Raw genomic sequence first — 12,560 nt, forward strand, 5'->3', positions numbered from 1 at the left:
GGTCGGCTGGCTGGACGGCGAGGCGTCGGAACGCTGGCGGGTTCCGCTGCGCCGGATGATCGGGCGGTGCGGTCCGCTGGACGTCGCCGACCGGACGCCGATCCCCACCGCGGCGATCCTCGACGTCACCGAGGCCGTGCGTGCCGCGACGACGAGCCGGTTCTTCGACGGCGGGCCGCGGTCCGGCGACGGATTCGTCGTCCTCGGCCCGCGCACGGTGGTGAAGGTCCAGCACCGCACGCACGAGACGCTGGACACGGTCCTGCGGCTGGAGCGCCTGCGTGCGTCGGCCGGGGTTGCGGCGCCGCGCCTGCTCGACTGCGGCACGACCCCGTCCGGTTGGTGGTCCGTTCTGGAACGCCTGCCCGGTGAACCGAGCCAGGTTCCGACCCCCGGCCAGCAACGCGCGCTGGGCGTCCAGCTCCACCGCTGGCATTCGGCTCGGCTGCCCGGCGGTCTTCATCTCGACGATCCGGGCGCTCTGGGGGTGTTGCTCGGTTCGGCGCGGAGCCGCGTCCCGGCCTTCCACCCGGTCCTCGCGGCCGAGTTCGCCGCCACGTGCGAGCGGATGCCCGTCACACCGATCCACGGAGATGTCGCAGTAGGCCACAATGCCCTTTATGCGACGGGGGGGGGGTCTGTCGGGGATCATCGACCCGGGCGCCGTCGACTGCGGCCCCCCGATGCTCGACCTCGCCTGGGCCCTGGCCGTCGACCTCCCGCACGGCGCGTCCCCTGACCCCCTGCTGGACGCCTACGGCGCCCCCGACCTGGACGCGCTCAACCTGCTGCTCCCCCTGATGATGCTCCGCCGCCTCATCGACTGCGCACCACCCGGCGACCTCACCCCCGACGGTCAATGGATCACCCGCTGGCTGCACCCCCGCCGACCCGACCTCCTCACCCTCGCCCTCGCCGCGCTTCGCTGAGGGTTAGGGGCGGGGGCGGGTGAGGTGCCAGGTACCGGCGATGCTGAGGAGGGCCGCGTCGGGGTCGTCGCACAGGCGCTGTCCCACGGCGAGCCGGAAACGGAAGAGATGGTCGGACGGGAACAGCTCCACGGCTTCGGCCGCGCGGTCCCGTAGCAGGACGCCCTTGTCAGGAAACGGGTGGGCGGCGCCGAGGGCGTTCAGGCAGACGTCGATGACGTGCCGGGTGCGGTCGGGGGAGTTCCATGCGCTGTCGAGCAGGGAGACGGCGTGGTCGACGGTCATCGACGGGCTACCGAACGCGGCGAACGCCCGGAGCGCCGTGAACAGGGCCGAGTCGAGGTGGCGTCCGGCGGACAGGGCCAGCAGGGAGGATTCGAGGAACACCCGGAGCTCGTCGAACGCGAAGTTCCCGCGCAGCTTGCCCGCGTGGTAGAGCGCCGCGAACGCGATCACCTCGGGGGAGGGGCGCGGATCCGACAGGACGCGCGCGCCCGCGTCGGCGAGCTCGTCCCGTGACTCGACGGTGGATGTGCTGACGGCCGTTCATGAACCGAACGCGAGGTTCCTCGCCGACGCCTGGCGGTCCCTGCGTGCTCAGGACCACACCGACTGGACCTGGTTCGTGCAGCTCGACGGCGCGCCGGAGCCGATGCTCGACGCGCTGAAGGCGTGCGGGGCGGCCGCCGACCCGCGGGTGGAGATCGACGCCCATCTCGTCAGGGTCGCGCCCGCCAACGCCCGCAACCTCGCGCTGGCCCGCGGAGACGCGCCGCTCGTCCAGAACCTGGACGGCGACGATCTGCTGGAGCCGTCCGCGCTGACCCTGCTGTCCACAGCCCTGGCCGCCGTACCTGAAGCCGGATACGCGGCGGGACGCGCCCGCGACCTGCACGCCGACGGCTCCCTCCGCGACGTCGACCTGCCGCTGAAGCCCGGGATCATCCCGCCGGGCGCGATCGCCGACGCCTGGCGGACCTCGCCAGAGGACTACCGGGTGCCGCTGCATCCGGCCGGGGTCATGTGGCGGCGCGACGCGATCCGCGCCGGCTGGCCCGCACTCCACGGAATGGAGGACACCGGCCTTTTGATCATGGTCGCCCGCGACCGTCCGGGCATCCTCCTCGACGCGCCGACCCTCCGCTACCGCCTCCACCCCGGGCAGTCCTCGCGCGAGCCCCGAATTTTCGCGGGGGGGGGGCATCAGATAACCCTTCTTCGCCGACTGGCGGGCTGAGGGGCCACGGATGGCCTGATGTGGTCAGGGCGGAGGGAGTGGAGGCGGAGATGATCGAGGTGAGAGTTTCCAGACGGGCTGAGCGGTCGGGTGAGGGAGCGGATGCGGGAGGTCGTTGAGTACTGGCGGGCCGTGGAGCTGTTCGATCCGCCCGCGCTGCCGAAAGTGGAGAGGGGCCGTGGGGGCGGGGAAAGGCGGGTGGAGGAGTTCCGGGTCGGGCCGCGGCTCGCCGTGCCGATCCTGCCGTGGGAAGCACGGCATCCGCTGCAGGCGGAGGTCGTGGACGGCGGGCGGTACGGGGCGGAGTGGCGGCACACGGTCTTCGGCGGCGTCTACGAGCTCAAAGAGGTGCGGGACGCCCTGGCCGACCGGTTCGGCGGCGACGTCGAGGACCACGCCGGGCGGCACCGCCAGGAGACCGCGGTGTTCGCGTTCACCGTCGACCACGAGGGCCGGCTGCTGCACGAGACGCTGGTCTTCTCGTCCTGCGCGTGGGCGACCGGCCGGATCCTCGATCCCGGGCCGACGGATCCGGCGTGGCTCGACGGGTTCACCGACGCCCAGACCGAGTGCGGGAAGGCCGTCGCGACCCTGACCGGGACGGAGATCCCCTACGCCGATCCGGGCGGCGCCTGGCGTCCGGTGCTCGCCCAGGTGCTGGGCGGGGTCGCGGAGGCCGCGGTCGGCGCGTTCCTCGTCCGGGTCGCCGGGATCGCCGCCGCCGGAGCGCTCAAACCCGTGATCGAACGGGCCTCCGGGCAGGCCGAGGACGCCGAGGAGGAGCCGCCGAGCCGATCGGTCGCCCTGCCCGACATCGTGGCGTTCGCGGCCCATGTGGCCGACGTCTGCGGGGTGGGCCATCTGCTCCAGCCGACCAGGCTGCGGGTGCAGAGCTTCCTGGTGCGGCGGAACAAGGACGGCGAGCTGCCCGAGCCGGAGCCCGCGTTCCTCAACAGCCTGCTCCCCGACGACCTGGAACGGGTCGACTCCTTCGGCCCCGCCCTGGCGTCCTATCTGTCGGCGGGGGTCAGGGCGGCGGCGCGGGTCGACGTCCGGCATTCGCCGTGGCCGGTGTTCGACGGGCTGGCGCCGCGCCTGGTCCCGCAGGGCAGATGGCCCGCCCCGACCGGCCAGGCGCTGTCGGCGAGCCAGCAGTTCGCCGTCAACCGGATCCACGCGGAGCTGGCGGCTAGCGGGCTGTTCTCGGTGAACGGGCCGCCCGGCACCGGCAAGACGACCATGCTCCGCGACCTCATCGCCGCGATCATCGTTGATCGGGCGCACGCGCTGGCCGCGCTGCCCTCCCCGGCGGCCGCCTTCACCGGGACCGTCACCTACAAGACGCACGACAACTGGCCGCGCAAGGTGCACCGGCTCGCTCCCGCGCTCACCGGCTTCGAGATCGTCGTGGCGTCGTCCAACAACAAGGCCGTGGAGAACATCACGGCGGAGCTGCCCGCTGAGGCCGCGATCGGCGCGGAATGGCGTGAGGCGTCGCATTTCCGGGACGTCGCGACCGCCCTGCTCGACGGCGCTCCGGCCTGGGGGACGATCGCCGCGCCGCTCGGCAACGCGAGCAAGCGCAAGCAGTTCCGGGAACGTTTCTGGTGGGGCGACGACGGGATGCAGAAGCTCCTGAAATCCCTCACCGAGGGGGCGGAGCTCGACGACGGCGGGCCGGTGCTCGTCGACTGGGAGGCCGCGGTCGCCCGGTTCCGGGAGGCGATCGCGCAGGTCGAGCGGTTGCGCGCCGAACGGCAGGCACTGTTCGACGCGCTCCGGCTCCTCCAGACCAGCCCGGTGGACCCGGCCGAGGCCACGGCCCTCGAAGCGGAGACGGGGCGGGCCAGGATCCGCGCGGACGAGCTGATCGCCGAGCAGAGCAGGGTTTCGGTGTTCGCGTACGGGCTGGAAGGCGAGCTGACCGCGCTCGGGCCCCGTCCCGGCCTGTTCTCCAGGGTCGTCCGGCGGTCGGCCGTCCGGCAGTGGGAGGACGATCAGCGACGGCTGCTGCGTTCCCTGACCCTGGTCGGTGACGACCTCGCGCAGATCGGCCGCCGGGTCGAGCAGGCCGTCCACCGAGTGGCCGAACTCGACTCCGCGGCGTGGAACGCGCGCCGGGCCGTCCAGGTGGACGCCGCCGCGCGCGTCCGCGCCGTCGAACTGCTCACCGAAGTCCGCAGGAACCGGCCCGACGCCCGTGTTCCCGACCGCTGGGCGAGCCTTCCCGACGACGAACGCGAACTGTCGGCGCCCTGGGCCGACGAGGAGTGGCTGGAGGCCAGGACGAAGGCCTTCCTCGCGGGGCTCGACCTGCACCGGGTGTTCACCGCCTGCGCGGCCGAGCAGATGTACCGCAACCTCACCGCGTTCCACGATCTGCTGAAGTCCGGTGCGATGGGCGTCCCGCAGGAGGCCGTCGAGGCGATGTGGCAGTCGCTGTTCCTGATCGTCCCGGTGATCTCCACGACGTTCGCCTCCTGCGGGCGGCTCCTCGCGCCGCTGGGCGCGGAGTCGATCGGCTGGCTGCTCGTCGACGAGGCGGGGCAGGCCACCCCGCAGGCCGCCGTGGGCGCGCTGTGGCGCAGCCGACGTGCCGTCTTCGTCGGCGACCCGCTCCAGCTCGAACCCGTCATCACCCTGCCGGCGCAGGTCCAGGAGCTGCTGCGGAACAGCTACGGGGTCGGGCCGCAGTGGCTGCCCGACCGCAACTCCGCGCAGGGGCTCGCCGACCGGGTCAACCGCTGGGGCACGACCGTGGAGCGGAAACTGCCGAACGGCGTGGACGAGCCCGTCTGGGTGGGCGCGCCGCTCCGCGTCCACCGGCGATGCGAACAGCCCATGTTCACGATCAGCAACACCATCGCCTACCGCGGTCTCATGGTCTCCGACACCGTGCGGCGGCCGTTCCCCTCCGCCGAACGCCCCTACCGGGACAGCGCGTGGATGGACGTCAAGGCGGCCGCGGCGGACGGCAAGTGGGTGCCGGCCGAAGGCGCCGCCCTGGTGAGCATTCTCGGCCATCTCACCGGCGAGTTCGGGGTGCCGTTCGACGCCATCCGGGTGCTCAGCCCGTTCCGTGAGGTCATCGACGGTTGCCGCCGTTCGGTGCGGGAGCTCGCGCCGTCGTCGTTCGTCTCCGACGCGATCGGCACCGTCCACACGATGCAGGGACGGGAGGCGGACGTGGTGATCGTCGTGCTCGGAACCCATCCCGAACGCGGTGAGGCCAGCCGCGCCTGGGCGGCGGAGTCGCCGAATCTCCTGAACGTCGCGGTCAGCCGCGCCCGCCGCCGCCTTTTCGTCATCGGCGACCGCTCCTCCTGGCGCCGCCAACCCCACTTCGACGTCCTCGCCGCCGAACTCCCCCACCACCACTGGCGCGCCCGCTGACCCGGTGGGGTGGCCGAGGGTGGACGCGAGGGAAACTCGTGTCTTGACGGATCTTGACCCTCGGGTCTCAATGGGGCTGGATCACCTCCCAACCCCCAGGAGGAACTTGTGGTGGATCGGCGGAGATGGGTTGCCGTGGTGGTGTTCGTTCTGTTGGTCGCCGGGATGGCGATGAGCGGGAACACCGTGGCGGCGGCGGAGCCGGAAGGCGGCAGGCAGTACAAGGTGCAGGGGCCCAGGACCGTCGCGCAGCGGACCGAGATCGTGCGGACGGGCGCGGCCATCGACGGGGTGCTCGCCGATCACGTGGTCGTCACGGCGTCGCCGGCGGAGATCGCGGCGATCAAACGGCTGGGGTACGCGGTGACCGCGCTGCCCGGGCCCGGGCCGGACGCCGGCGGGCCGTCGCCCAGCGGTGTCAGCACGTTCGACTTTCCGTCGGCCGACTCGGCGTATCACAACTACGGCGAGATGACCGCGGAGATCGACGCGATGGTGGCGGCGCATCCCGGGATCGTGCAGAAACTCAGCGTCGGGACGTCCTACGAGGGACGCGACCTGATCCTGATCAAGATCAGTGACAATGCGGCGACCGACGAGAACGAGCCCGAGGTGCTGTTCACGCACCACCAGCACGCGCGGGAGCACCTGACCGTCGAGATGGCGCTGTACACGATGCACCAGCTCCTCGACAACTACGGTTCGGACGCCCGGATCACCGGGCTCGTGAACAGCCGCGAGATCTGGATCATGCCGGATCTCAATCCCGACGGCGGCGAGTACGACATCGCGACCGGCAGCTACCGGAGCTGGCGGAAGAACCGGCAGCCCAACGCGGGCAGCACTTATGTCGGCACCGACCTGAACCGGAACTGGGCCTACAACTGGGGCTGCTGCGGCGGCTCATCCAGCACCAAGAGCAGCGACACCTACCGCGGGCCGTCGGCCGAGTCGGCGCCCGAGGTGAAGAAGGTCGCCGACTTCGTCCGCGGCCGGAGGGTCGGCGGCGCACAGCAGATCAAGGCCGCGATCGACTTCCACACCTACAGCAAGCTGGTGCTGTGGCCGTACGGCTTCACGACGTCCGACACCGCGCCGGGGCTCACCCAGGACGACCGTGACGCGCACGCCGCCCTCGGCCAGAACATGGCCGCCACCAACGGCTACACGGCCGAGCAGGCGTCCGACCTGTACATCACCGACGGCAGCATCGACGACTGGCTCTGGGGCTCCGAACGCGTCTTCAACTACACGTTCGAGATGTATCCGGGCGCGAGCGGCTCCGGCGGCGGCTTCTACCCGCCCGACGAGCAGATCGTCCCGCAGACGTCGATCAACAAGGAGGCCGTGCTGCGGCTCCTGGAGTACGCCGACTGCCCCTACCGGATCATCGGCAAGGACGCCCAGTACTGCGGCGTCGCCGGTACGACCGTCTGGCAGGACACGTTCGAGACGGCGCTCGGCTGGACCACGAACCCCGCCGGCACCGACACCGCGACGACCGGCGCGTGGGAGCGCGGCGACCCCGAAGCCACCACCGACAGCGGCGCCAAACAGCTCGGCACCACGACCAGCGGCACCAACGACCTGGTCACCGGACGTCTGGCCGGTGCGAGCTCCGGCGCTTACGACATCGACGGCGGCGTCACCACGGCGCGCTCCCCGGCGATCACCCTGCCCGCGACGGGCACCCTCCGGCTCTCCTTCCAGAGCTATCTCGCCCATGGAAGCAACGCGTCCTCCGCCGACTACCTGCGGCTCAAGGTGATCGGCTCGACGACCTCCACCGTCCTCGACATTCCCGGCGCGGCCGCCAACCGCAACGGGGTCTGGTCCCTGTCGAACGTGGACATCTCGGCCTTCGCCGGGCAGACCATCCGCCTCCAGGTCGAGGCGGCGGACGCCGGCACGGCCAGCCTCGTCGAAGCAGCCGTCGACGACATCAAGATCACCCAGTCCTGACCGGTCGCCCGCCCCTCGATCGAGGGGCGGGCGCCTGCGAGTATCGGCGATATGCTCGTCGATATATCGCAAGGAGGGGTTTGTGGCTGAACGTTCGGGACGGGCGGGGCGTCCGCTGACCGTCGCGCGGGTCGTGCGCGTCGAGCGGGTGACACCGCACATGATCAGAGTGGTGCTGGGCGGGGACGGGCTGGCCGGGTTCCGGGCGGGCGAGTTCAGCGACCACTACGTCAAGCTGAGGTTCGGCGAGGTGACCAGGACCTACACCGTCCGCGCCTGGGACGCCGCCGCGCGGGAACTCACCCTCGACTTCGTCCACCACGGCGACCACGGTCTGGCCGGTCCGTGGGCGGCGAACGCACGTCCCGGCGACGAGATCGCGTTCGCCGGTCCCGGCGGCGCCTATCTGCCCGATCCGGCGGCGTCCTGGCATCTGCTGGCGGGGGACGAGAGCGCGCTGCCCGCGATCGCCGCGTCGCTGGAACGGCTCCCGGACGGCGCGCGCGCCCGGGTGTTCCTCGAGGTCGAGGGGCCGGCCGAGGAGCAGAAGCTGGAGACGCGCGGCGCCGCCGAGATCACCTGGCTGCACCGCGGCGACGGCCGGGTCGGCTCCGTGCTGGTCCCCGCCGTCACCGCCTGGACGCCGCCCGACGGCGACGGCCAGGCGTTCGTGCACGGCGAGGCCGGATTCGTGAAGGAGCTGCGACGGCTGCTGCTCATCGAGCGGAACATGCCGCGCGACCGGGTGTCGATCTCGGGCTACTGGCGGCTCGGCCACGACGAGGACCGCTGGCAGGCGACCAAGCGCGACTGGAATCGCGAGGTCGAGCTGGAACAGGACGGCCCGGCTGCCTGACCCGCCCGCGACACGGCCCGCGACCACCTTCTCGGTGGTCGCGGGCCGCGTCCGTTTCCGGGGGATTTTGACGACGTTGCAAATGCCGTGGGGCCCTTGTTCATCCTCAAGCCGTGTGATGTTTTACATGTGACATTTCGACACCCTGGCCCCCGGGAGTCCGCACATGCGTTTCCGCGTCCTGCTCGTCACCCTGCTCGGATTCGGAGGGCTGGCCGTGCTGCCGCCGTCCGGAGCCGCCGCCCAGCCCGCGAAACCGACGGGACCGCCCCCGCGACCGGCCACCGCCCAGGCCGTCGAAGTCGCGCACTCCGACGTCGCGTCGCGGGACCGGCCGCCCGTCCAGGCCCCCGCGACGGCCCCCGCACAGCCCAAGGCCAAGGCGCTCGCCGCCTGCACGCTCAGCGACTTCACGACCAGGACGGGCGCCGCGCTCGTCACCGCGATCAAGGCCGCCGACGTCCCCTGCGTCAACACGCTGTTCTCGATCACCGGCTCGGACGCGGGCGGCGCGTTCCGCGAAGCGCAGATGGTGACCGTCGCGCAGGCGCTGCGCACCAACGCGCTCGCCTACACCGGCGACAACAGCGCGAGCACGCTGCAGCTCGTCCTGTTCCTGCGCGCCGGGTACTACGTGCAGTACTACCGGCCGGGCGACGTCGGCTCCTACGGCGCCCCGCTGACCACCGCCATCCGCGGCGCGCTCGACGCCTTCTACACCGACCCCGACTCCTCGGCCGTCACCGACGCCAACGGCTCGGTGCTGGGCGAAGCCGTCACCCTCATCGACAGCGCGGGCGAGAACGCCCGCTACCTCTACGTCGTCAAACGCCTGCTCACCGGCTACACGACCGCCTACCCGACGAGTATGCGGAACGCGGTCAACAGCACCTACACCGTGCTGTGGCGGGGCCACTACCTGGCGGCGTTCGTCACGGCCGTGCAGAACGACCCGTCCGTCCTGACCGTGCTGCACGACTTCGCGGTCGCCCACCTGGGCCTGCTCGGCACCGGCAACGGCTTCCTGACGTCCAACGCGGGCAGCGAACTCGGCCGCTTCCTCCAGCACACCTCGCTGCGGGCCACGGTCCGGCCGCTGGCCAAGGACCTGCTCGACCGGACGTCGCTGACCGGCCCCACCGGCGGCCTCTGGGTGGCCGTCGCGGAGATGACCGACTACTACGACCAGGCCGACTGCGCTTACTACGGCACCTGCGACCTGGCCAACCGGATCAAGGCGGCGATCCTGCCGGTCACCCGCGTGTGCGGCCCGTCCCTGACGATCCGCGCCCAGGAAATCACCACCGCCCAGCTCGACGCGAGCTGCGCCAGCCTCGCCAACCAGGACGCCTACTTCCACGCCAAGGTCAACGACCCGGGGCCCGTCGCCGGGGACGGCAACACCTACCTCGAGGTGAACGTCTTCAACTCCAGCACCGACTACCAGACCTACGCCGGAGCGATCTTCGGGATCGACACCAACAACGGCGGCATGTACCTCGAAGGCGACCCCGGCGCCGCGGGCAACGTCCCCCGGTTCATCGCCTACGAACGCACCGACGTCGCGCCCGGCTGGCAGATCTGGAACCTCAACCACGAGTACACCCACTACCTCGACGGCCGCTTCAACATGTACGGCGACTTCGAGGCGGGAGTCGCCACCCCGACCATCTGGTGGGTCGAGGGCTTCGCCGAGTACATCTCCTACGGGTACCGCGGGCTCACCTACGACGCGGCCGTCGCCGCCGCGGGGACGCACGCCTACCCGCTGTCGACCCTGTTCGACACGACCTACGAGAACAGCACCACGGCCCGCACCTACTACTGGGGGTACCTGGCTGTCCGGTACATGTTCGAGAAGCACCCCGCCGACGTGACGACGGTCCTCGGGCACTACCGGACCGGCAACTGGTCGGCGGCGCGCTCGTTCCTGACGTCCAGGAACTACAACGCCGACTTCGACACCTGGCTGACGGCCTGCGCCGCCGGAGCCTGCGCCGGCACGCCCCCGGCCAACCAGGCGCCGACCGCGAACTTCACCTCGACGGTCTCGGGCCTGACGGCGTCGTTCACCGACACCTCCACCGACCCCGACGGGACGATCACCGCCCGCGCCTGGGCCTTCGGCGACGGCACGACGTCCACGGCCGCGAACCCGGCCAAGACCTACAGCGCGGCCGGAACGTACACGGTCCAGCTCACCGTCACCGACGACAAGGGCGCCACCGCCACCACGTCGAAGCCCGTCACGGTCTCGGCCCCGTCCGCGCCCGAGTGCACGGGCACCGACAACCGGCAGCTCGGCAAGAACTGCAAACGCTCCGGGCTCGCCGCCACCCAGGGCAACTACGCCTACCTCTATCTGAACCTGCCCGCGGGGACCACCACCCTCACCATCACGACCACAGGCGGCACCGGCGATGCCGACCTCTACTACAACGCCGCCTCCTGGGCGACGACCTCCGCCTACACGCAGCGCGCCACCGGAGCGGGCAACGTCCACACCCTGACCGTCACCAACCCGGCCGCCGGCTACCGCTACATCAGCCTCCACGCCGTGACCGCCTTCACGGGGGTCACCGTCACCACCTCCTACTGATCCGCATTGCCTGATTCGCACTACCTGATCCGCACTGCTCCGGGCCCGTCGATGCGACCGCGTCGGCGGGCCCGCCGCGTCCCACTCCACTGGTCTATCAACGGGGACTGACATTCCGGTGGATCGCGGCGCTCGCCCGCCGGGCAGGCCGCTGATGAGCGACGATTACCCAGAGCGAGGGGAGTTCTACTGTGGGTGGGCTGCGGGAGCATCTGCTGGGGATCGGGGCGTGTTTCGGTATTTGTGTCGGGGTGGGGATCGTGGCGGCGGTCTACCACTGGATGCGAGGAAGAGCCGACGGTTAGGCGAGGGTTCGGCGGTGTCTGGTGCGGTCGGGGGTGAATGGCCCAGACTGTCGGCTGTGATGGGGCTGCGGGGCGGTACGGACGGACGGTTGCGGCGGGTCGCGGGCGGGGCCGGGATCGTGGTCGTCGGAGGTGGACTGGCGGGGCTCCTGGTGGCGTCCGGGCTGGACCAGGCGGACAAGTTCGCCAGCGTGATCGGCGGGTTCGCGGCGCTCTCGGCGCTGGCGGTCGCGCTGCGGGGGAACGGGGCGGCGGTACCGGCGCCGGCCGCGCGGGTGGTCAGGGAACTGCCGGCGACCAGCGTGCACTTCCGGGACAGGGAAGCGGTGCTGAAGGAGCTGGGCCGGGCCTGGCGGCGGGCCAGGAGCGCCAACACGGCGCTGGTGGTGGTCTGCACCGGGCGCGGCGGGATCGGGAAGTCGCAGCTCGCGTTGAAGTGGGCGCGCGGGCTCGGAGTGCCGGGGCACCAGCTCTACGCCGATCTGTCGGACGGCGGGGAACGGTCGATCGAGGACGTGCTCGGCGAGTTCCTGCGGTCGCTCGGCGTCGAAGCGGCGCGGATGCCCGCAGAAGCGGGGGAGATGCGGCGGCTGTTCCTGGAGAAGACGGGGGAACGGCCCGTCGTGGTGTTCCTCGACAACCTGACGCGCGGCGCGCAGCTACGGCGATTGGTCCCGACGTCCGCGGGCAGTGTGGTGGTGGCGACGGCGCGCACCATGCCCGAGCTGGTCGACGCGGTCGAGGTGGCGGTGCCGCCGCTGCCCGACGAGCACGTCCGGCGGCTGCTGCTCGATCTGCTGGGCGGCGGCGCGGGGGAGGTGCCGAAGGCCGAGCTCGACCGGGCCGCGGCACGGGTGGCGGGGATCCCGCTCGTCGCGCGGGCCGTCGCCGACGAGCTCCGCAGAGGCGGACCGGCGGAGCCGGCGGAAGGAGACGACCCGGTGGACCACGCGTTCGACGCCGCCTACACCCGCCTCACCCCGGAAGCGGCCGCCCTGTACCGGTCGCTCGGCGTCCTGTTCGGGACCCACTTCTCCGCCGAGATGGCCGCGGCGACGAGCGGGCTCGGTGAGCCGCCCGTCGCGGAGCTGGTGGAGGCGGGGCTCGTCGAGGACGGGCCGGAGTTCACGATCAGCACGGACGCCAGGGAGCACGCCGCCGAACGGCTCGCCGGACCGGAACGGGCGGCCGCCCTGGCGCGGCTGATCGAAAGGCCCTGATTTCGGGGACTATGACTCCGTGGACTCTTACGAAGGGCTCGAATACTCGGGGATGTTCC

Annotated in this window: 9 protein-coding genes; 7 read left to right on the forward strand and 2 right to left on the reverse strand. The window is 71.6% G+C overall.

Features of this window, described 5'->3' with window-relative positions; all coding sequences use genetic code 11:
• Positions 1–589, reverse strand: a 589-nt coding sequence (locus ACYVE7_RS18135) for a hypothetical protein (RefSeq protein ID WP_460365942.1), incomplete at its 3' end; no start/stop codon positions are given.
• 31 nt (positions 590–620) lie between these two features.
• On the opposite strand from ACYVE7_RS18135, the gene ACYVE7_RS18140 reads away from it, so the two are divergent.
• Positions 621–929: a phosphotransferase gene (locus tag ACYVE7_RS18140; RefSeq protein ID WP_460365944.1), complete on the forward strand. Its 309-nt coding sequence runs from the start codon at positions 621–623 to the stop codon at positions 927–929.
• A gap of 3 nt (positions 930–932) precedes the next feature.
• Here the strand turns inward: ACYVE7_RS18140 and ACYVE7_RS18145 are convergent, their stop codons facing one another.
• Complete coding sequence (locus ACYVE7_RS18145; RefSeq protein ID WP_460365946.1) at positions 933–1,385, reverse strand: hypothetical protein; 453 nt, start codon at positions 1,383–1,385, stop codon at positions 933–935.
• 70 nt (positions 1,386–1,455) lie between these two features.
• Between ACYVE7_RS18145 and ACYVE7_RS18150 the strand changes: the two genes are divergently transcribed.
• The 6 genes from ACYVE7_RS18150 (at position 1,456) to ACYVE7_RS18175 (ending at position 12,501) form a co-directional block, all read left to right on the forward strand.
• Entirely contained in the window at positions 1,456–2,166 is a 711-nt protein-coding gene (locus ACYVE7_RS18150) for a glycosyltransferase family A protein (RefSeq protein ID WP_460365948.1), read from the forward strand.
• Between the two features lie 102 nt (positions 2,167–2,268).
• Positions 2,269–5,559 carry a DEAD/DEAH box helicase gene (locus ACYVE7_RS18155; protein WP_460365950.1) on the forward strand — a complete coding sequence of 1,097 codons (3,291 nt, stop codon included), beginning with the start codon at positions 2,269–2,271 and terminating at the stop codon, positions 5,557–5,559.
• A gap of 141 nt (positions 5,560–5,700) precedes the next feature.
• Positions 5,701–7,521, forward strand: coding sequence for a M14 family zinc carboxypeptidase (locus tag ACYVE7_RS18160; protein ID WP_460365952.1), 1,821 nt, complete (start codon positions 5,701–5,703; stop codon positions 7,519–7,521).
• 82 nt (positions 7,522–7,603) lie between these two features.
• On the forward strand, positions 7,604–8,377 hold the full coding sequence (locus ACYVE7_RS18165) for a siderophore-interacting protein (protein ID WP_460365954.1): 774 nt from the start codon (positions 7,604–7,606) through the stop codon (positions 8,375–8,377).
• Positions 8,378–8,543: 166 nt separating this feature from the next.
• Positions 8,544–10,976 carry a collagenase gene (locus ACYVE7_RS18170; protein WP_460365956.1) on the forward strand — a complete coding sequence of 811 codons (2,433 nt, stop codon included), beginning with the start codon at positions 8,544–8,546 and terminating at the stop codon, positions 10,974–10,976.
• A gap of 361 nt (positions 10,977–11,337) precedes the next feature.
• A complete protein-coding gene (locus tag ACYVE7_RS18175) occupies positions 11,338–12,501 on the forward strand; it encodes a hypothetical protein (protein ID WP_460365958.1) in 1,164 nt (387 codons plus the stop codon).
• Positions 12,502–12,560: the final 59 nt, after the last annotated feature.

Source organism: Actinocorallia lasiicapitis (assembly GCF_054778695.1).